Source organism: Rhodococcus sp. WAY2 (assembly GCF_009859915.1).
Classification (GTDB): domain Bacteria; phylum Actinomycetota; class Actinomycetes; order Mycobacteriales; family Mycobacteriaceae; genus Rhodococcus_F; species Rhodococcus_F oxybenzonivorans.
In genome coordinates this window covers 632195-653564 of record NZ_CP046573.1, presented here as the reverse complement: position 1 = coordinate 653564, position 21370 = coordinate 632195, and the positions used below count along the sequence as shown (strand labels likewise).

General features: G+C 63.5%; 16 protein-coding genes and 1 pseudogene. 16 read left to right on the top strand and 1 reads right to left on the bottom strand.

Annotated elements, in window-relative coordinates; genetic code table 11:
- The first annotated feature begins 228 nt into the window (after positions 1 to 228).
- The 13 genes from GFS60_RS33050 (at position 229) to GFS60_RS32990 (ending at position 13858) form a co-directional block, all read left to right on the top strand.
- The gene (locus GFS60_RS33050; RefSeq protein ID WP_159928565.1) at positions 229 to 582 is read left to right on the top strand and encodes a putative quinol monooxygenase; all 354 of its coding nucleotides are present in this window, start codon (positions 229 to 231) and stop codon (positions 580 to 582) included.
- A 275-nt stretch (positions 583 to 857) separates the two neighbouring features.
- Entirely contained in the window at positions 858 to 1883 is a 1026-nt protein-coding gene (locus GFS60_RS33045) for an aldo/keto reductase (RefSeq protein WP_159928563.1), read from the top strand.
- 56 nt (positions 1884 to 1939) lie between these two features.
- Positions 1940 to 2692 (top strand): SDR family NAD(P)-dependent oxidoreductase, encoded by a 753-nt coding sequence (locus GFS60_RS33040; protein ID WP_159928561.1) that lies wholly within the window; start codon positions 1940 to 1942, stop codon positions 2690 to 2692.
- Positions 2693 to 3676: 984 nt separating this feature from the next.
- A complete protein-coding gene (locus GFS60_RS40470; protein ID WP_442972224.1) occupies positions 3677 to 3934 on the top strand; it encodes an integrase core domain-containing protein in 258 nt (85 codons plus the stop codon).
- A gap of 252 nt (positions 3935 to 4186) precedes the next feature.
- Positions 4187 to 5032: an amidohydrolase family protein gene (locus tag GFS60_RS33030; protein WP_159928557.1), complete on the top strand. Its 846-nt coding sequence runs from the start codon at positions 4187 to 4189 to the stop codon at positions 5030 to 5032.
- A 498-nt stretch (positions 5033 to 5530) separates the two neighbouring features.
- On the top strand, positions 5531 to 6673 hold the full coding sequence (locus GFS60_RS33025) for an amidohydrolase family protein (protein ID WP_159928555.1): 1143 nt from the start codon (positions 5531 to 5533) through the stop codon (positions 6671 to 6673).
- Positions 6674 to 6754: 81 nt separating this feature from the next.
- Positions 6755 to 7735 carry a quinone oxidoreductase family protein gene (locus GFS60_RS33020; RefSeq protein ID WP_159928553.1) on the top strand — a complete coding sequence of 327 codons (981 nt, stop codon included), beginning with the start codon at positions 6755 to 6757 and terminating at the stop codon, positions 7733 to 7735.
- Positions 7736 to 7927: 192 nt separating this feature from the next.
- Positions 7928 to 8326, top strand: coding sequence for a Zn-ribbon domain-containing OB-fold protein (locus GFS60_RS33015; RefSeq protein WP_159929114.1), 399 nt, complete (start codon positions 7928 to 7930; stop codon positions 8324 to 8326).
- Positions 8327 to 8683: 357 nt separating this feature from the next.
- Positions 8684 to 9292, top strand: a complete 609-nt coding sequence (locus GFS60_RS33010; RefSeq protein WP_159928551.1) for a hypothetical protein — start codon at positions 8684 to 8686, stop codon at positions 9290 to 9292.
- Between the two features lie 147 nt (positions 9293 to 9439).
- Positions 9440 to 10411, top strand: coding sequence for an aminopeptidase (locus GFS60_RS33005; protein WP_159928549.1), 972 nt, complete (start codon positions 9440 to 9442; stop codon positions 10409 to 10411).
- Positions 10412 to 10686: 275 nt separating this feature from the next.
- On the top strand, positions 10687 to 11826 hold the full coding sequence (locus tag GFS60_RS33000; protein ID WP_159928547.1) for a hypothetical protein: 1140 nt from the start codon (positions 10687 to 10689) through the stop codon (positions 11824 to 11826).
- 48 nt (positions 11827 to 11874) lie between these two features.
- Complete coding sequence (gene folE / locus GFS60_RS32995; protein ID WP_159928545.1) at positions 11875 to 12516, top strand: GTP cyclohydrolase I FolE; 642 nt, start codon at positions 11875 to 11877, stop codon at positions 12514 to 12516.
- Between the two features lie 127 nt (positions 12517 to 12643).
- Entirely contained in the window at positions 12644 to 13858 is a 1215-nt protein-coding gene (locus GFS60_RS32990) for a CaiB/BaiF CoA transferase family protein (RefSeq protein ID WP_159928543.1), read from the top strand.
- Between the two features lie 262 nt (positions 13859 to 14120).
- Here GFS60_RS32990 and GFS60_RS32985 read toward each other — a convergent pair.
- A pseudogene (locus tag GFS60_RS32985) lies at positions 14121 to 14720 on the bottom strand (transposase); the annotation flags it as partial.
- A gap of 506 nt (positions 14721 to 15226) precedes the next feature.
- Here GFS60_RS32985 and GFS60_RS32980 point away from each other — a divergent pair.
- From GFS60_RS32980 to GFS60_RS40465, 3 genes are all read left to right on the top strand, one after another.
- Positions 15227 to 15460, top strand: coding sequence for a hypothetical protein (locus GFS60_RS32980; protein ID WP_159928541.1), 234 nt, complete (start codon positions 15227 to 15229; stop codon positions 15458 to 15460).
- 789 nt (positions 15461 to 16249) lie between these two features.
- Positions 16250 to 19513: a protein kinase domain-containing protein gene (locus GFS60_RS32975; RefSeq protein WP_159928539.1), complete on the top strand. Its 3264-nt coding sequence runs from the start codon at positions 16250 to 16252 to the stop codon at positions 19511 to 19513.
- 830 nt (positions 19514 to 20343) lie between these two features.
- Positions 20344 to 20877 (top strand): integrase core domain-containing protein, encoded by a 534-nt coding sequence (locus GFS60_RS40465; protein WP_201453704.1) that lies wholly within the window; start codon positions 20344 to 20346, stop codon positions 20875 to 20877.
- The last annotated feature ends 493 nt before the right edge of the window (positions 20878 to 21370 follow it).

Below are 21370 nucleotides of genomic sequence, written 5' to 3'. Positions count from 1 at the left end.
CTAGTGCACGCATCTGATGATGATCGGATGCGTACATCCGGCCGTGAAACAGACCAGGTCGAGGTCGCTGATGGCGCGAATGTCGGAGGCGCTTGACCGGGTGAGAGCCCAGCGGTAGCCTCAGGCATCCTGCATCCAGGATGTCTAAGTGTGGAACAATCGTACAAATCAGTGCCATCGAGCCCGATCGGACCCTCCCTGCGGGGGATGAATAAGTTGAGGTGTTGTATGACGAAGGTTGCAGAAATCGCAAAGCTCGCAGCGCTCCCTGGCAAGCGCAGTGAACTACTCGCCGCCCTCAGCCGGATGGTAGAGCAGGCGAATACGGAAGTGGGGACCGAAATCTTCGTAATGCACGAAGCCACAGACGATCTCGTCACAATATGGACATACGAACTGTACAGCGATCAGGCGGCGCGAGACGTGCATGGCTCGAGCGCGGCAATGCGGGAGATACGGCCGGCCATCGCGCATCTCGTTGCAGGGCCTGCCGAAATCGTCCGTCTAGTGCCTGCGATGGCAAAGTCCGCTGACGAAAAGAACCCCGCGAGCGCTGGTCCCCTTGGCAATCTTTCCGTTTAGTGGAGGCATGTTCGCGTGTGGTCGCCGCGGGCTTCTAAGGTTGAGTCCGTCTCCGCGTGGAAACGCATCGGTCGCACCGTACTCGATGTCGTACAAGGGATGAGAATGGCTTCCGTTCGGTCAATGGGTGGTCCGGTCGATGTTCACAAGTCGGGGACGATCACCGGTGAAGCGCGGCACGAGGAGTTCGGCTTCTCGAAGATCACGATGCGTGAAGCCGGCATCGTGCAGTTAGCTCCCAGCGTCGTTGCTCTGAATAGTGCGGTGAGAGTCTTGTGAAGTACGTACCTTTCGGTCGGAGTGGTCTCCTCGTCTCCGAGCTTGTGCTCGGCGCGGCCACGTTCGGGGACACGGTGGAGGAGGACGCTGCTGTCGGGCTCGTCGAGCGGGCGCTCGAGGCCGGCATCAACACGTTCGACACGGCGAACATATATGCGGGCGGTCGTAGCGAGGTCGTGCTTGGCAGGGCGCTTGCACGTCATCGGGACTCGGTGATCATTTCGACCAAGGTGGGCTCCCGGGTGGGTGACGGCGAGGGCGAGCTCGCGAGGGCTCGTTCACCAGAAGGGCTGGATCACGCGGAACGGTGGGCACACGGCATCGCACCCACCGATGCCGGCCTTTCCAGGAAGCACCTCACGGCCGGCCTCGACGCCAGCCTCCGCCGCCTCGGAACCGACTACATCGACATCTACACGGTGCACCTCTACGACCCGCTGACCGGGATTGAGGAACTGATGCGCACCCTCGAGGGGTTCGTTGCATCAGGAAAGGTCCGCTCGATCGCCTGCTCCGGTTGGAAGCCATGGCAGGTCTACAAGAGTCTTTGGATCTCGGATCGCTTGGGGATCAGCAGGTTCGAAGGAATCCAGTTACCGATCAGCCTCTTGGTGCCCGAGCATCTCCGCGACGCGGTCCCCGCGTGTCTAGCCGAGGAGGTGAGCGTCCTCGCTCATCAGGTCCTCGCCGGCGGTGCACTGACCGGGCGCTACGTTGACGGGCAAGCGCCGTCGGAGAGTTCCCGGATGGGCTCCAGGGTGACCTACCGGCAGCGTTACGACACGTCCGCGGCGCGCGCCAAGGTCGGTGCCTTAGTCGAGCTCGCACGCCAGTGGGGTATAGCTCCAGGGCACCTAGCCCTTCGGTGGACGCTCGACTACCCAGGTGTGACCTCCGTCTTGCTCGGTGCCTCCACGCCCAACCAGCTCAATGACGCCGTCGCCGGGACCCAAGCCGTGATCGAGCCGGCGCTTCGTGCTGCCCTCAGCGACATCGCTCACGAGACGTCGTCGCGACGCTAGTGGTGGACCCAGGTTCGGCCGCACTCGTGAAGGACCCCACCAATCGAAGGAGCGAGATGACTGAGCGCCTAGCGGGAAAAACTGCCATCGTGACCGGAGCTGGCTCTGGTTTGGGGCGGGCCATGGCGCAACTGTTCGCAAGCGAGGGGGCAACAGTGTTGGCCGCCGACGTCAACGGAACCGAAGGCGCTACGCCTGCTGGGTTCCCTGACTCGATCCTTCCTCATCACTGCGACGTCACCGATGTCGAGTCGGTTGACGCACTGGTCGATTTTGCGCGACGGAAGTTCGGCGGAATCGACATACTTTGCAACAACGCGGGAATTGGTACCGCGAGATTGGCCCGGTTGCACGAGTGCTCACTGGATGAGTTTGATCGAGTCTTCGCAGTTAACGTCCGCGGTGCAATGATCGTGCTCCAACGATGCATATCCCTCATGCTCGACTCCCAAGGAGGGGCAATCGTCAACTCGGCATCCATTGCAGGTTTTCACCCGCCCCCGGGCGCAGGGGCGTATGCGATGAGTAAAGGGGCGATGGTGATGCTGACACGCCAGGCAGCAGTTGAATACGCCGCCGATGGAATTCGTGTCAACGCCATTTGTCCGGGGCCAGTGGATACTCCATTAGTGCAAGTCAAGGGACCGGAGTTCGTAGCCCGCCTCGAAGAGGCGGTTCCGCTGGGGCGTCTTGGCCAACCCACGGAGGTAGCTAATGTCGCGCTCTTCCTCGCCAGCGACGAAGCATCGTGGGTGACAGGCCAATGCTATGTGGTCGACGGCGGAAAGCTCGTCGGGCCCGCCCGCTGAACCGCGAGCACACCGAACGAGAGGTCAGCTGCGCCATCGGGTCACCTGTTGGCTGCGCCCGTGTCGGCATCCTGACGAAGCTGGATGTCAGTGACCGGACCAACGCGGCGGTCCTTGCCTGGCGCAGCGGCTTCGCCTCCTGAACGATGCTCCGACACCTCCGCCGGCGGCCCCCTTTGGGAGCGTCCGGCTAACGGTGTAAGTGGCGGGGTCCACCGGGTGCGGCCGGTGCCTTTGGGGTCCATGGCCCGGGTCAGGATCAAACCCCAGGTCAGGGCTGACCGAATGGACATCGGTCACGGCTACTCCTCGACGAGATGGAAAGGTTCGGCCTACACGGACACAGGTGTATCCTGGATGCATAAGGTACAGTACTCATCCATGATGGGGTACGCACCGCAGTTTCGCGAATATCCGACCCGTTCCGACTGGGTCCGGGGCGCGTTCGATGCCACCTCCGCGGGCGCCGAGCGCGTGTTCCGGGGCCGCTCCGGAGCGTTCCCCGTCGCGGGGCAGGCACACCGGAGGAGTTCGGCCATGTGGTCGTCGGCGAGCGGGTGGCAGCCTGATCCGGCTGACGCGGTTGCTGATGCTGAAGGTCCCGGCGCGCGAGAGATCGTCGACTGCGCCGAGATGGCGCGCTTCTACTGCCCACGAGAACGAACTGCCCACGGCGCGGGGTGCCCCGGGCGGGGTTCGTGCGGTGCGGGCCGGCCGGGGTGGTGGTGGTGATCTCGTCCTAGCAACGACCTCGTGCACACCTGGGTCGCGAGGCCATTGCTGCCCTGGCCGCCGGCGACACCGTCATCGCCGCCGGGGTCTGGCCGCTCACTCCGGGGCCGCCGCGCCGGTCGGCAAGATCCGGCGAGTGGGGGGATCATCTCGGTGGGTCCGCTTACCTCGGTGGTGGCCTGGGTGATCCGCTTCGGCTCTGGTGCGGAAGCCGACAAGTGCGGCGGGCGGCCGGATCTGGGGCGCGACCGCATGGAATCCGTCTGCGAACGGCACGGGCTGCGCCGATCTATGGGCCGGACCGGTCGATGCTGGGACAACTCTGGCGCCGAATCGCTATGGTCCATCTTCAAACCTGAGTACCGTTATCGGGATACGTTCAAAATCGCGGAATGGGTTGCTGCCATTGACAAATGGATGGGTACCTATAATAGTCGCCGTAGGCACTCGTCAATCGGGATGAGTCCGAACGACTACGAACGCCCCTTGATGGTGCTCGGTTCGGATTAAGCCGCTTAATCAGTTGTTCGGAGTGAGCCTCATACCCGAACTCTCAGCCCGAAAGTGAATCTCATGGTTGCCCGCATCAGTCGCCGTGCCGCCCTCATCGGAGCTGCGACCGTCACGCTCGCCGGTTGCACAGCCAACGGCCCCCGCTCCGGGGGCGAGACCGCGCCCGCCGCGGATCCCGTGCAGGTCACGCCTGCCGTGAGCCCTCGGGCCGGTTACCGAGTAATTGACGCCCAGTTCCACGAGCCCCCGGTGTGGCTGGTGAAGCCAGGCGACGCCGCAGTCAACGATCTGCTCTTGAGTGAGCTCACGCTTGCTTGGCTCGACGCCGCGGGCGTCAACGGTGCATTACTGTTTCCCGTCGATCGCGGCACCGTCGAAGCGGGGGAGTGGGCGCAGAATATGTCGACGCAGATGCCTGATCGATTCGGCTGGATCAGACCAGCATTTCCGTGGACGGGACCAGTGCCCGTGGAGCAAGCGATTCGAGACTCGGCCGGATCCTCGTCGCGGCAACTCGGCTGGCGTCTATCGATCTCGTCATATCCGGACGGAGTTCGGGCCTATCACGATGGCGCCTTTGACGGCGTGTTCCGCGAGTGCGAGGCGGCCGGATTGCCCTTATTCACGTACTTACCCGGGGACCTTCAAATAGCGCACGAGATCGCGTCCCGCTACCCCGACCTCAAGATCATCCTCGATCACACCTCGTTGTCACCGCAATCTCCACTCCACGAACCGTACGAGCCGTGGTACAGGGACCTCCCCAAACTTCTCGACGTGGCCCGGAACGAGAACGTGTTCGTCAAGCTCAGTGGCATCCTGACATATTCCGATTCTCCGTATCCACATGATGACCTGTGGCCCCATGTCAGCCCGATCATCGATGCCTATGGCGCTCAGCGTGTGATGTGGGGGTCGGATATTTCGCGAATAATCGGGCGTCTCGGGTTCAGGCAGCTGAAGACAAAATCAGGGCACCCCGGCCTGCATACCTATGCGGAGTCGGTGAACTTCATCCGCGACACGGATAAACTGACCGAAGAACAGAAGTCGCTCATTCTCGGTGAAACCCTGATGCGGGTCGTCAAGTTCTAACTGCGGTCGAAGGTGTCGGTCACCGTTCCGGCAGGGGGGCGGTGTGGCGTCTCCGGCGCACTTCAACTCGGCTTCAGTGGCTAGCTCAGGACACGCGGCTCGGTGATCGCCGGTCGATTCTCGATCGGCTTCACCACTGAGGAGTGCGCGGTGCCGCCCCGGCGGTCCGGTATTTCGGCGCCGAATACGGCCAGACAACACTTGTGCGCGTGCAGCCTGCGCACGCCCCACCTTGTGCATGTCAACGACTTCCGGCGGGCCAGGTGATCGGCACGATCCTGCTGCGTGTCGGGCATGATGCGGTCGGATGCGAAAGGGCAATCATGCGGTGGCCGAACCGGAACGCACGAGAAGGAACTCAACGTCCGTCTCTAGCAGTCATTTCAAGGCGAGCGCCGCCTGTTGCGGACAGCCGCACCCGTTGAACAAATGCTGCATTCAGGATACAGTGCTCGGTAACTGCCTCAGTGCGCGGTCACTATCAATAGGAGGGACCTGATGCTCACAGATGACGTCAAGCTGATCTCGGTGGACGACCACGTGATCGAGCCACGCCATGTATGGGAGAAATACCTACCGGCGAAATATCGGGAGGCGGGGCCTCGTGTGGTGCGGCCTGATAACGGGCCGGATGAATTCTGGGAGTGGGAAGGCCGCCGATATCCGGTGCAGCTCCAGGGGAGTCCGACGACCCGCATCTTCCGCGACGAGGGCGGATCGGACAGAGATTTTCGTTCCAACAGCTACGACGACATGATCCCGGCGTGTTATGACGTCGACGAGCGGGTCAAAGCCATGGATGTCGACGGAGTGCAGGCGAGCCTCTGCTTCCCTCAGTGGCCGCGGTTCGCGGGGACGCGCTTTCTGGAAGCCACCGACTGGGACTTGGCGGCCGCCTGTGTCTCGGCGTGGAATGACTGGATGCTCGACGAGTGGTGCGCTTCGTATCCGGATCGGTTCATCCCGATGTCCATCATTCCGCTGTGGGATCCGGTGGCCGCTGCAGCCGAGATGCGTCGATGCGCTGCGAAGGGATCGCGCACGATCACCATGATCGAAAACCCCACGACGTTGGGCCTTCCGTCGTGGTGGACCGATCATTGGGATCCGGTGTTCGCCGCGGCCGAGGAGACCGGTCTGGTCTTGTCGACGCATATCGGGACCGGTGGCAAGCTGTTCAGTCCGTCGACGGAGTCGACGGAAGCGGTGCAGATCAGTTTGTGCGGGGTCAACTCGATGGGCGCGATGGTCGATCTCATGTACTCCGGCCTTTTGAATCGGCACCCCGGAGTGAAGGTCGCTCTGTCCGAGGGCGGCGCCGGTTGGATTCCCTACATGGTGGAACGGACGCAGTTCACGTGGGAGCGTACGCGCGTGGGGGACGTCGACAAGTCCATTTCTCCGGTCGAGCTCTACGAGCGCCATTTCTGGGCCTGCTTCATCTCCGATGACATCGCTCTCGAACTTCGCGACAAGATCGGGATGGACAAACTGATGTGGGAGGCCGATTTCCCGCACAATGACTGCAACTATCCGCATACTCGCGAAATGCTTGCCAAGCAGATGGCCGACATCCCTGATGCCGACTGCAAAAAGATCGCCGAGACGAATGCGCGCAATCTGTACAACTTCCATGCGTGAGGTGGCTTCCGTAGCCGAGTGCGGCGCGAGTGCTCCGCTTGCCGCAGGTAGTGCGACAGTCCGAACGGAAGGTGCGGTGCTGTGAGGTCTGTGATGAAGGCTGCGTTCCACGCGTCCATCGGCGGCGTGGACGTACTCGAGGTCGGTGAGTTCCCGATTCCCACGTACGCACCGGACGAGGTGCTTGTCGAGGTCAAGGCGAGCAGTTTGGATCGCCTGGACATCTTCTCGCGGGACGGCTCCCACGGCGTGCGCAAGCCGCTGCCGCACATCGGTGGGCGGGACATGGCGGGCACCGTGGTTGCCATGGGCTCGGACGCGGCACGGCTGAACCCGCATATCCATGTCGGTGACGCCGTGGTCGCGAGTGGCAAACACGCACACGCTGAGTTCGCGGTTGCGCCGGCGCTGCTGACCTTCCCGATGCCGTCGACGTGTAGCTACATCGAGGCGGGAGGGATCCCGACGTCCGGCCACACCGCATACAACGCCGTCACCCGAGCTCGGGCCAAGGACGGCGAGATAGTCCTTGTAACGGCTGGCGGCAGCGGCGTCGGGAGTTTCGCCATCCAGGTAGCACGTGCCTCCGGGTGCACAGTCGTCACGACAGTCGGAAGCGCGGAAAAGTGCGCTGCTGCACTGAAACTCGGAGCGAACGAAGCGGTAGATCACTCCCGTGAAGACATCGGTGAATCGGTGAAACGGATCACCGACGGCGCGGGCGTCAACGTTGCGATCGACGGCGTGGGCGCAGCGGTATGGGACCAGGTTTTCGATCTGCTCCAACGAGACGGCCGGTATGTTTCGACGGGCGTGACTGCAGGTGCTCGCGTGCAGTTGCACCTGGGGCGCGCATTCGTGAAGGGCCTCGAGATTCATGGCATCGGCCGACCCAGCGTCGAACACTTCCGGCGATCCATGCTCGGGCTACTCGAGATGATCGAGCTCGGGAAGGTTCAGACGGTCGTCGACTCGGTCATCAACCTCGACCAGATCAAAGACGCCCACTTGCTGATGGAGAGCTCATCATTCTTCGGAAAAATCATTCTCGAGGTCAGCTGACTAAACCTGGTGATGCAGCGCGTAACCGATACCCCGCGGGCGACTTTCGGGGTATCGGGTACGCAATGAAGTGAACGAGCGAGGAATATGTGCAGCACGATCCTGGACCCACCAGGATCGTGGAAGGGCCTGCATCCAGTCATGGATGCTGGAGACAGAGGGGTTCTGGCGATCGCTACGTGAGCATCACTTGTGATCCAACGCTGCGGCGATTGTAGTCGTTGGACCCACTACCCTCTGCCGAGGTGCCCTGCGTGCAGATCAGCCGAACTGACCTATCAGCGAGTGTCCGGCGTTGGCAAGGTCTATAACTACACCGTGAGCTACCGGGACTTCGGGCTGAGTCTTCCACGACCCTACGCGACCGCGTATGTCGAGCTCGAGGACGTGCCGTCGATCAGGCTGGCCACCAACAACATATTCGGGTGCCGAGTCGACGACCTCCATATCGGTCTGGATGTCGAGGTCATGTATCACGGTTATGATGATGCCGAGTTGACGCTCGCCTATCTTTCGCCGCGTACATTGGCGCGCGGCGTGGTTGACGCGGCGGTCGGCGAAGGAGTTCGTTCTGAGTCCATCCCGGCGTAATCCGTTACGCGGGCAGGTGGTGGTGGCCGGTGTCGGATTCTCGCCCCTCGGTAACAATCTTGGGCGCAGTGGATTGGATCTGACGATCGAGTCGGCACGCAATGCGCTGACGAACGCCGGGATGACTCCAGCCGACTTTGATGGGATCACCACCTTCCCTGATCGCCTCGGCGGAGCGACGGCGGCCGGGCCGACGCTGATGAGCGTGCAGCGCGCACTCGACCTACGAAACCTTCGTTACTGGCGAGCGCACAGCGTAGAACGCGTCTTCACTCCACATCGTTTGCCCCTGAACGCGCGGCGGCCTTGACTGCCCGCGAGTGCCCCTTCATCGTCACAGTCCGGTAGCACAGCACTGTGTCCGCGCCACCCGAGATGATCGCGTACGCAGCACTGACCACCATCGCGAGCACAGGACCCTACGGAGCTGTTGCCGGTGCGCCCCGCTGGGCTTTGCAGGCACGACGGTTTTTGCACGATACCGGCCAGGACGAAACAGATCTTGGCGCCATCGTCGTGAACAATCGGCAAATGGCTCAGCACAATCCTCGTGCCGCGTTCTATGGCAAACCCTTTACACTTGACGACTACTTCGACGCCGAGATGATTTCGTCGCCGCTGAGGATCGTCGACTGCGACATGCCCGTCGACGCCAGGTCGGTCATTCTGACCAGTGACGATATGAGCGGTGACCTACCGCACCACCCTGCGTTCATCGCCACACCCTGTTCAGGACCCTCGCTGAGGTCGAATTCGCACTCATGGAGCGGGGCGACGGGTACAACAACGCGCACACAGATCCTCCGGGAAAGACCGCTCGAGCCGATCGTACTGCTGCACGCCTACCGCCGAGGGCCCGTCATGCTGTCCCTCGCATCGCCGGACCCACGGCGCAAAGGGGTGCGAAAAACTGACACCTATTGCATGCTGGATCCTGGCTTCAGGATGGTACACTGGGCATGGTAAAAGGCAGCGTCGTCCACATGACGTGCTGATGATTCGAGCGCCAGGGCGCTCACACCCTTTTTCGCCCCGTACATCGGATCGGCTGTCGAGCGATCGATGTGGGATGGAATCCGCTTGTGCACATAACCACGAAAGGACTGGAGTCGAATGACACCTCAGGACCGCGTTCGCGCCGTCGCTCGGCGCACGATCGAAAAATACCTGGCGGTCAGCGCCGGCGAGCAGGTCGTTATTCTCGTCGACACAGTCACCTCGCCCTCGATTCCGAAGGCGCTGAGCGAGGCCGTCCGAACCGTAGGCGCGGAGCCTGTCGTGATCATGATCGACCCTCGACGCACGAGCGGCGAGGACTTGCCGAAGTCTGTTCTCGACGCGATCGTGGCGTCGAATGTCGTCATCAGCGCCTGCAGCCGGTCTCCCTATCACTCCAGTCTCAAGCCGCTCGCGCAAGAGGCCGGTGTACGTGGCGCCCTCAACTCGCCACCGCACGAATCGGGCTGGTCGGACGGTGCGATGCAATACGACTTCCTCGAACTGCGCGCACCTGCTGCCAGGCTCCGAGAGATCCTCACCGGGGGATCGACGGCTCACGTGACAGCGCCGAACGGAACCGACATCACGATGTCCATCACCGACCGGACCGCTGTCGGCTGGCTTTCCGGAATCGCTCAGAATCGCTGCGAAACCATGGCGTGGCCAGGCGGCGAAGTCTCGCTGCCGCCGGTCGAGGGCACGGCGGTAGGACAGGTCGTCGTCGAGGTCGCGATGACCGATGTCGGTGGGATCGTCCAGCCTATTCATTGGACGGTCGACAAGGGTGAGGTGACCGAGATCAAGGGCGGTGAGGAAGCGGACCGTCTGCGTGCCATCATCGCGGGCGTACCGAACGCATTGAACATCGGCGAGCTCGGAATCGGCATCAACCCGGAAGCACGGTTGGTGGACGACATCACTGAGGCGAAGAAGCGGCAAGGGACCGCGCATATCGCAATGGGGGACAGCGCAAACGGCTACGGCGGCAACGTGAACTGCGACCTTCATCTCGACGGCCTCGTTCCTGATGTCACGATCCGCATCGACGGTGAGCTGGTCGTCGACGCCGGGGTGGCACGATTCTGAGAAGCAAGTGCGAACGGCCCGGTCGATCCCCTTTGTGAAGCACCAGATCCCAGCAGCACGAGAGGCTCAACTCGTCGCCCGAGCAATGGTTCAGCGGGCGAATGATGCCCCGGTGCCAGCGCCCAGCCCGGAATAGGCCCACCGATGGTGTCGAACGACCGGAGGCCGGCTGGCGGTCGGTCGGCCTTGATCAATAGATAGGAACTCGGCACGAAGAACATCGGGCTGCCAAGTGCTTCGGGTCGGTGTGGACTATCGCCTGTGGGAGGAATTCGATGACTGCGATCAACAATACGGACACGGGAGCGCCCCGCGAGGACGTGGAGATCGCCGATGTCGTACGGTCACCGTTGAGTCCGTGCAGTCCTGACGGGACTCTGGCCACACTCTCGCCCCACGTGCTGCTCGCTCAGGTGGCATCGGCGTTGCTGAACCGGACTCTGCTCGAGCCTGCCGCAGTGACCGGCGTGCTGATCGCTGGGGGACCTGCCTTCGATGAAGTCGCAAGACAGACCTGTGCACTTATCGGAGTAACACACCGACCGCCGGCGCTGCTCGGACGGGGCGGGTTGCAGCACTCAATCATTCACACTGCGGCACGCGCGGTAGGGCGTCGCGACGTGATCCTTGTGCTCGGCACGACCAAACCGGATCTGTCCGCGGCGTCGCCGCGCCCGTCTCGGCGAGGGATCAACGCCGAACTGGTGGCGTCGCGGTGGAAGCTGGGCCGAGACGAGCTCGATGCCTACGCTCAGCGATCGCGGCGGCGAGCCAGGGCGGTCGCCGAAAGCGGCGAGTTCGGCCCCGAGACCATTCCGGCCGTAGTGTGGTCATCCGATTCCCGGATTGTTGTCACAGCGGACGAAACGATCACGGATGGCTCCATTGATGGCACTGAGAAACCTCTGTTCTACGACCCCGACATCGCCCGCCAACACCCAGAGATCGGCTGGCACCTGCACACCGGCAACGTCAGTCGGCCCGTCATCGGCGCTGCTGGTGCGATCCTGCTCGGCAGCGACCGGGCCGGGGAGCTCGGCGTACGGACACGGGCCCGCATCCTCGCCCTTGCCGAACATACGGATGCCGCGGACGTGCAGCCGACCGGCCCGATTAGAGCCTCACATACCGTTTTCGAGCACACCGGCATCGACCCGGATCACCTCGATCACTACGAGATCGACGAGACGTTCCCGGCGACACCTCTGGCGTGGTGCCGCGAGTTCAACGCCGACAGCAACCGCTTCAACCCCCGAGGCGGATCGATCGCACTTGGACGTCCCGGCCCGGCCGCCGGCCTGAGGTCCTTGGCGACTGTTTTATCGGCGTTGCAAGCCACCGGAGGCCGGCTCGGCATCCAGGTTTCGGAGGGACGAGGAAATGCGGGGGATGCTCTTCTGCTCGAGTCGCTGTAGGCCCCCGCCTACTGCCCGATACACATTGAAATGGTGAGGTTGCCGGATATGGAAGCAGCGAAGTCAAGCATCGGGACGCTCAATAACGGCGGACCCGCCCCAGCCCGAGCGTTTCGTGGGGTGCATCGCCGTCACGTGCCGGATGTCCAGGCAGTTGAGCGGGCGGTCGCCGATCTTTTGGTGGGGCTTGGTAAGAATCCCGCGGACGAGCATCTCAAGGAGACGCCACGTCGGGTCGCCCAGGCGTATCAAGATATGCTGACACCACGAGATTTCGACTTGACCACCTTTCCGAACGACGAGAACTATGACGAACTCGTGCTGGTCTCCGGAATCCCGGTATATTCGCTGTGCGAGCATCACATGCTTCCGTTCCACGGTGTGGCTCACATCGGCTATCTGCCAGGTGATCGCATCCTAGGGCTGTCGAAATTGGCTCGCGTGGCCGAGCTGTTCTCTCGAGACCTGCAGGTCCAGGAGCGGCTGACGAAGCAGATCGCCGATTGTCTGCGGGATAATCTGGCGCCCCGGGGCGTCGGAGTGGTCATCCAGGCAGAGCACCTGTGCATGACCATGCGGGGGGTCCAGGCGGCCGGGACGCGCACGGTCACCTCAACGATGCACGGTACCTTGCGGGACGACGCACGATCACGCGCGGAGTTCCTCTCCTTGGCCGGACTGACCACCTGAACTCCTGGCCTGCCGGGGCTTGCCCTGCGCCGGCGGACGCCCAGGACAACGCAACCTGACCATGCGGGCTCGACTACCGCAGCTCCATGTATTTCGATATTCGCACTGATGCGGGAAGAGGTTTACTATGCCGGATACTAACTGCCAGATCGGTCCACTCGACGGCGTTCGCGTCTTGGAGATCGCCACAATTGGCGCGGCGCCCTTTGCAACTCGTCTCCTACAAGACTTCGGTGCAACGGTCGTCAAGGTCGAAGATCCCACGAAGGGGGACCCGGGCCGACAGATCACGCCGTTGGTTAACGGTGTGTCTCTGATGTTTGCGCGCGTCAATGCCAACAAGCAGTCCATCGCGGTGAATCTTCGCTCGGAAGAGGGACAGCAGGTCATCAAGAAGCTGCTCCCACACTTCGATGTGGTGACCGAGAACTTCCGTCCCGGCCGCATTGCCAGGTGGGGGCTTGACTACGACACGTTGCGTGCAGTGAACCCGCGAATCATCATGTTGCACATGAGCGGCTTCGGCCAAGTCGGCCCGCGCTCTCCCGAGCCAGGTTTCGGCGGAGTGGCCGAGGCGATCAGCGGCTACACATACGTGAGCCGCTGGCCCGAGGACCGGCCGCATGCTTCTCCATTTATGCTCGGTGACTCAACCGCGGCGTTCGGTGCGGCGATTGCAGTAAGTCAGGCACTGTTCAGGAGAGAGAGAACTGGCGAGGGAGCGGAGCTCGACTGCACCTTGTACGAGCCGTTGATGAAGATGATGGGTGACGTCATCGCGAGGTTCAGTGCTACCGGCAAGGTGCCGCAGCCCACCGGCAGCCGCAGCTTCGGCGGATCTCCGAGAGGCACGTTCGAAGCGTCGGACGGCGGATGGATCACGGTTTCTGCCGTCCAGCAGAACATCGCTGAACGACTATTCAATCTCATGGGCCAACCTGAGCTCATCGAGGACCCTCGCTTTGCCACGAACGCCGACCGGGTTCAGCATGATCGCGAAATCTCGGAAATCGTCGAACAATGGATAGCGAAATACCCTCGCGACGAGGTCGTCCAAATGCTGAACGAAGCCGAAGTGCCGGTCGGCAAGCTCTACACCGGCGAGGACATCGCGCATGATGAACACTTCTTGGCTCGGGGAAGTATCCGAACCATGGATCACCCCGATATTCCCGGACTGATGGTTCCCGGTCCGGCATACCGATTGGCGGGCTATGAACCCTCCGCATATCAGGCCTCGCCTACGCTCGGCGAGCACACGCAGGAAATCCTGCAGGAGATCGGCGGCTTCTCCGACGCCGAGCTAGTCGCTTTGCGGGACAAGGGTGCGATCAACTTTTGATTTATGACCTGTCACGGTGTGGGGGGCCACGGGGGCCGGTCGGCGGCTGACCGCCGCTGTTCCCGGAGCGTTTGTCTGGATTCGGCCGACAACGCCCGATTCGAGGCCGACTTAGCCCGAATGCACCGATCGGCTGATGAGGTCGGTGTGAATGTGGTTGTGCGGCAGCGGGTGGGATGCGGGCATGGGTGATCGTCCGACCGCTCGTGCCGGGTTGTTCCACTGGCTCTTTCGCGTCGAGGGTGGGCAGTTGTCGCGGGCGTTAGGCGATGATCGGCCGATTGCGGCCGAACATGCAGTCGAACAGTATGTTCCACGCCGTTTCCCATGGCCAGTGGTGCGGGAGGTGCAGCGTCAACCGGCGTGCGGAGGAGGCGATCCGCGCGGGCACCGCGACCACAGTCCGCCGGATGGTCCCGGTGGTCGCTTTGACCAGCTTCGGGTCGTCGGTGAGGGTAACGGCGGCGCGGGTGAGATTGAACGCCATCACCGCGCAGACCAGCCAGGCGGCGTTCGCGGTGAACCGGCCCGAGGGCAGGTGCGCGAGGGCGGAGTTCTTCAGGTCCGCGTGCACCTGCTCGACGATGGCGTGCTGGCGGTGAAGCTTGTCGGCGGCGACGGTATCGAGATCCGTGGTGTCGGTGGTGGTGAAGAAGGCGTGGAACCGCCAGATATCGAACAACTCACCTTGGCCCGGGTCCTTCTTCGGTCGCAGGTCAAGGATGCGGCGCACCACCAACCGCCCGGAATCCGGTGCGTCTTGCGCTGGGAGGCGAACGCGGTGAACGGTATCTCGGGCGACCTCCGCACTCGAGATCCAGGTGCCGGTGTCCTCGTCGTAGAGGGCGTCGGTGTACTTGATAGGTATTGGGTGCGAGCGGCGAGCCTGAGTAGGAAGCGGGAGGCGACGGTGTCGAGCTGCCGGACGTGCCCGAAGGTGAATTCGCGGAGAAACGATCCCCAGTGTCGACGGGGCGGAGGGGCGGTCGAAGACCGTGCCCATCGCCCCGTGCCGCAATACAGCCATGTCGGCGACGCTGTCCGCGCGCATTTCGTAGTTACACCCGCTCACCACCCCAACCGAATCGGTGTATCCGGGCTTAAAGATCTCATTCACGCCTCTGTCGAGCCACACCCCAGGCAGGTGCCGACCGGCATGGCACGCGATCAATAAGCCAATCGCCCGTGGACGGCGGCAAGGAGGTGCGAGCCTGCGCCGATCGACACCCTGGGCGCTACGAGATTGCAGATTCCGTCGCATCCACCGATAAATCAATAACTCTGAAGCGTGCCGCTGATGCTGCTGATTGAGGCGTGCCCAACGACGACCGACCTCGCCCATATACCTTCACGGAACGGAGTCGTCAGTTGAACCCCATCGGGGTCGACGCCCACAAATCCACACACCCCGTCGTCGCAGTCGACGAGGTCGGACGCAAGGTCGGGCAGCAGACCGTCACGGCCACCACCGAGGGACATCTGTCGGCAATCGAGTGGGCCGCCCAATGGCTGCAGGTGCAGTTCGCGCTCGCGGGCTGCCGCAAACGTGACGGCGGCTCGAGTCGGATTTGCTCTGTCGGGTCCACGCGGTGGGCCGCGTGAAGACCCAGCTGATGGCAGTGCATCGGCGTAGCGCCGCCAGCCGGGAAAATCCGACCCCGCCGACCCGCACGCCGTGGCGATGGCCGCGCTGCGCGAAGAGAATCTGCTGATCGCCCGGCTCGACGAACCGACCCGGGTCAAGCTTGTCTCCGATCACCGACGCAATTTGGTCTGCGAGAGGTGGATGACCCGTTCGTTGCCAGGATGGTCGTGAGACACCTGGCAAAGAACGCGGGGAACGGAGTCGGACATGCTCGAGGCCGAGGTCGGACGAACCCCACCGGTAGACGCTCGTATCCGGTGGCCTACCGGATCGAGTTCCTGCGGCGCTAGGACGAGTGCCTCGAACGGGGCGCCAAGGCTCGGCTGATGCGGGAGAACAACCTAGACCGTTCCACGGTCCAGGCGTGGCTCAAGGCCCGCGATCCGGGGAGAATTCACTGCATCAATGGTGACCGCAGCGGAGAAGTCGAGGAGCCGTCGGATAAACAGTCGCGAACGGGCGGAGGTAGCCAAGCTCCGCGCGGAGAACGAGCGGCTCAAGGAGAAGGTGGGACTGCCCCCACCCTGGTTGGCACTGGGGCCGGAAGTTGTCAACCTGTCTGAGACAGGTTGACAACCTCCGTGACCTGCCGCAGCTGCACCGCTTCGTCCGCACCCTGGAAACCGAAACCGCGTACGGCGATATCCTTTGAGGGCACGCCAAGAGAGGTGGCGTCACAGAGGAACTGCGCTAGTGCCGTCGGGATCAGTGCGCAGGAACTACGAGTCGACGGAGTGGGTATATCGATGGGTGAAGGTGATCCGCGCGACACGCAGCGGTACCCGCCCTCCTCGGTCGCGGATCTGGCAGGCACCGGCTTCGCCGATGCCCAGGAGATCGGCCGCGGCGGTTTCGGCGTGGTCTACCGGTGCATCCAGGAGGACCTGGATCGCACGGTGGCGGTGAAGGTTCTCACCGTCGATCTCGACGAGGAGAACCGGGCCCGGTTCTTCCGGGAGCAGCGGGCGATGGGCCGGCTGACCGGGCACCCGAACATCGTCAACATTCTGCAGGTCGGCACCACCGATAGCGGCCGTCCCTTCATCGTGATGCCGTATCACCCGCAGGATTCCCTGGACGCGCGGATCCGCGGTGAGGGGCCGTTGCCGTTGGATCAGGCGTTGCGGCTGGGGGTGAAGATGGCCGGCGCGGTGGAGTCGGCGCACCGGCTCGGGATCCTGCACCGGGACGTCAAACCGGCGAACATCCTGCTCACCGAGTACGGTGAGCCGGAGCTGACCGATTTCGGTATCGCACACATCACCGGCGGTTTCGAGACCGCCACGGGCGCCGTCACCGGGTCGCCGGCATATACGGCGCCGGAGGTCCTCGCGGGGGACCCACCGAGCCCGGCGGCCGATGTCTACGGTCTCGGCGCCACCCTGTTCAGTACCCTGACCGGGCATGCCGCGTTCGAACGCCGCAGCGGTGAGCAGGTCGTCGCCCAGTTCCTACGGATCACCACACAACCGGTCCCCGACCTGACCGAGCAGGGGATCCCCGACGACGTGTCCGACACGATCGCCCGCGCGATGTCCCGGACACCGGGTCAGCGCCCGGCCACCGCCGCCGACTTCGGAGACGAACTGCGCAGCCTGCAACACGCGCACGGCTTCCCGGTCGACGAGATGGCCCTGCACGCCGAACCGGGTGCGCAGGGGAACCACCTGCCACCGACCTCGCACGGCGGACGACGGTCACCGGCGCCCTCGACGCTCGACACGACGGGAAGTCTCCCGTTGGAGATCACCAGTTTCGTCGGCCGCCGACACGAACTCACCGAGGCGAAGAACCTGTTGACCGGCTCCCGACTGGTGACGTTGACCGGGATCGGGGGTGTCGGGAAGACCCGGCTGGCGATGCGGGTCGCGTCGGCTGTGCAGCGCGGGTACGACGGTGTGCGGCTGGCCGAGTTGGGTGAACTGCGCGGCGGGTCGTTGCTGGTCGATGCGGTGGCCGCTGCCGTGGGATTGCGGGACCATTCGGCGAGGCCACTGCGGGAGGTCCTGATCGAGTTCCTCACACCGCGGGAACTACTTCTGGTCCTCGACAACTGCGAGCACGTGGTGGACGCTGTCGCCGAACTCGCCGGCCTCCTGCTGCGGGCGTGTCCGCGATTGCGGATTCTGGCCACCAGCCGTGAACCTCTCGGTATCGGTGGGGAGGCGGTGCTGCGGGTTCCCCCGCTGGCTGTCCCCGATCCCGAGCGGAAGCCGTCGCTGCGAGGGTTGCCCAAATACGATGCGGTGTCGTTGTTCGCCGAACGCGGCGCCGCCGCCGTTCCCGGCTTCGTGCTCACCGAAACCAATGCGGGGACGGTGGCGGGGATCTGCAACCGGCTCGACGGGTTGCCGCTACCGATCGAGTTGGCGGCGGCACGGTTGCGGGCGATGTCGCCCGAGCAGATCCTTGCGCGGCTGACCGACCGCTATGCCCTACTGTCCCGTGGCAGCAGGGGTGCTCCGTCGCGGCAGCAGACGCTGCGGTTGTGTATCGACTGGAGCTTCGAGTTATGCACCGCCGGTGAACAACTGGTGTGGGGACGGGTGTCGGTGTTCGCGGGGACATTCGAACTCGATGTGGCGGAGCAGGTGTGCGGTGCGGGCCTGGATCCGGACGAGTTACTGGACACGGTGACGTCGTTGGTGGAGAAGTCGATCCTGATCCGGGAGGAACATGGGTCGGTGGTGCGGTTCCGGATGCTCGAGACCCTCCGCGAATACGGCTACGAGAAACTCGAGCGGACCGGCGAGGCTTTGGCGTTGCGTCGCCGGCACGGGGACTGGTACGAAGCGTTGGCGCTGGCCGCGGACGCTGAGTGGATCAGTGCCCGCCAGCTGGACTGGATCACCCGCCTGAAGCAGGAACAACCGAACCTGCGGAAAGCCCTCGAATTCAGCGTCGACGACGACCCCGCCGCAGGACTACGCACCGCGGCCGCACTGTTCCTGTTCTGGACCTCCCAGGGCCTCTACAACGAGGGCCGGCGCTGGTACGACCAACTCCTCGCCCGCCAGAGCGGCCCACCCACCCTCGAATGGGTCAAGGCGCTCTACTGTGCCAGCGTGCTGGCGAACGTACAGGGCGACCTCCCCACCGGGGCAACACTCATCGAGCAAGGGCGCAGGCTCACAGCGCAGACCACCGACCCCCTAATGCGCGCTCTCGTCGACGCCGCCGACGGCATGTTCGGCCTTCTCAGCGGGAATCTTCAACGTGCCCGCTCTCACCTTGAAACCGCACTCACAGAGTTCAGCGAACGCGGAGACCAGGCGCTCGAGGTAGCTGTCCTGATCACGCTGGGGACAGTCTACGGACTGTCCGGTTTGACAGAGCAGTCGATCGAATGTCTCGAGCGTGTCCTCGCGATCACGGAAACGCACGGCGAGAAGGTGCAACGGTCATATGCGCTGTGGGCCCTGGCCATTGCCGTGTGGCGACAGGGCGATACCGATCGTGCGGTCCGGCTTCTCGGGGAGTCGTTGAAGCTGGTTCGGCAAGTGCGCAACGTGCGCGTGGCCGCCTCGTGCCTCGAGGCATTGGCCTGGACCACCGGCGACCTGGGTGACCCACAGCGGGCGGCGGTCCTAATGGGAGCTGCAGAAGCAATGGCGCGATCGATCGGAAGTGCTGCGGTTCTGCATCCCGATCTACTTGTCTACCATCAGAAATGTGAGGAGAATGCCCAGCAGGCCCTCGGCGGCAGAGCATTCGCCGCGGCATACAGCCAAGGTGAACAAGTCGCCTTCGATGCGGCCATCGCCTACGCCCTTCGCGAGCAACCGCCGACCACCTCCACGCGCGACATCGATGCGTCGGTGCGACTGACCAAGAGGGAACGCCAAGTCGCCGACCTGATCGGCGAAGGCCTGACCAATCAGGCTATCGCCCGTCGCCTGGTGATCTCACCTCGCACAGCACAAGGTCATGTGGAACATATCCTGGCCAAACTCGGATTCACCTCCCGGGCACAGGTCGCGTCCTGGGTCACGGAGCAGACGCACTTTTAGCGGTGTCATATCCACGTGTCGGAGGGAGGCCCCAATGAGTGAGTATGACGAAAATGTGCGCCACCTGGAGGCTGTGATGTAGAAGATCGGGCCGAAAGTATGCTGAGTCGTGCTGGCGATGGAGGTGGGCCGTCCGGGACCGCCCTGCAGGGTGAGGTCTCAAACCACCCAGGCTGCTGCGGTGAAGATCCGTGGTGGAGAGCGTTGAGGAGATGACGCATGAGATGCGTCAGGTGAGCGCCGGGAAGGCGAACGTGAGTGAACCACTGAGGGAGCGTCGAAGTAATAGAGATTCATCGAAATCGAGGTCTGTTTTCTTACGCCCCGGAGGAGCCAGGGGGACACCTGTTTAGCACCGTGGTGGTGACCGGGGTAAAGGGTGGCGCGAGCCCGGTTCAGGCACCAGCACGGAACGTGGGAACCTGACGCCCTGGCGGTATCGGCTGAGTGTTGGACTGGCGGCACCGCATTCCCATCCGAGAACGCACCACCGACTACGCTCAACACGCCGACAACGCCGACACGGAGGGCGACCATCCGTCTCATTGAACCGTCCCGAGTTTGATGCACACCTTCTTTCTTGGGAAGATGATCATTATGCCGGATGTCTATCCAGCCGAGGTGCAGGAGAAGGCCGTGCGCCATCCGCACGTACGTGAAGTCCGCGACATTGAGGGTCGACCGGCCCGATGCGCACGGTGGCCGGCCCGGTGAGCGCATCACCGCCCGACCCGTCAACGCTGCTGCCCATCCCGGTGGTCGTCGCATCGAAAACCCCTCCATCCCTTCGGGTGTTGCGTCCACCGGTTGAACCCGGTCAATAGACGGCTCTGCGCTTCGGGGAGCCCCTGTTCCTGCAGGGACTGCTGCCGTCGATCGGGTCGGTCGCCGACGCCTTCGACAACGCCCTCGCCGAGACGGCGGTCGGGCTCTACAAGGCCGAGTGCATCGCCGACGACTCCCCGTTCCACATCGGGCCGCTGCGCACCGTCAGCGACGTCGAGGAGTCCACCTCGGCGTGGGTGCACTGGTACAACACCGACCGGCTGATGCACCGGCTTGGGCGGATCCCGCCCACTGAGTACGAGGACAGGCACTACGCTGCACACCGTGCCGATCAACCGGTCGCCCACGAATCTCACTGTGTGCATCGGACCCGGGATGGTTCACACAGCTTCGCCGTCGCGGATGCTGAGAACACCGCCCGCGACGTCACCCTGCACGGTTCCAGTTGCAGACCCGCGCCGCTCGAGTCTGGAGATCGATCCTCCGCCGTGATCGCTGCGCTTGGTCAGCACTGGTCGCTCACGTTTGACACGCACCTAAAGTGGATCCAGAATGCAGGATATGGCTATAGCGGTTGAACGTTTCGAGGTCTCGAGCCCTGACATGGTCTTGGGCGACTCGGCGGCGGGAGCGTGATCCCGATGCGTCCACGCGGCCTGGCTTCCCGGACCGGAGCCTGCGATCGGCTCGCGCGACTACATCGTTCCCTCGGAATGGAGCCGGTTCGGCCACACCGACCTGGCGCTGGCCTTCCTCCTCACTCTCACCCGCGCGACGCGATCGATGCGGCACAGCCGCGTGGCGGAACGATCATCACTCTGACCGGTCTGGGGCGCTCCCCATCGGACACCGCCGCCGCGCGGCGATCAGCGGTGCCGTGGAAGCGTTCACCGTCGCCGCAGCCCACGACATCGGCACTGAAACGGTGCGACTGAACACTATTCGGATCGGCCCCCGGTGCCGCATAGGGAGGCCACGAAAACTACGGAACCCCAGAGGATTGCGACGCACTATTGACCCGCATCCCCGACATCGACTATCACGGCTGGTTCGGACGGGCATTGCCCGCAC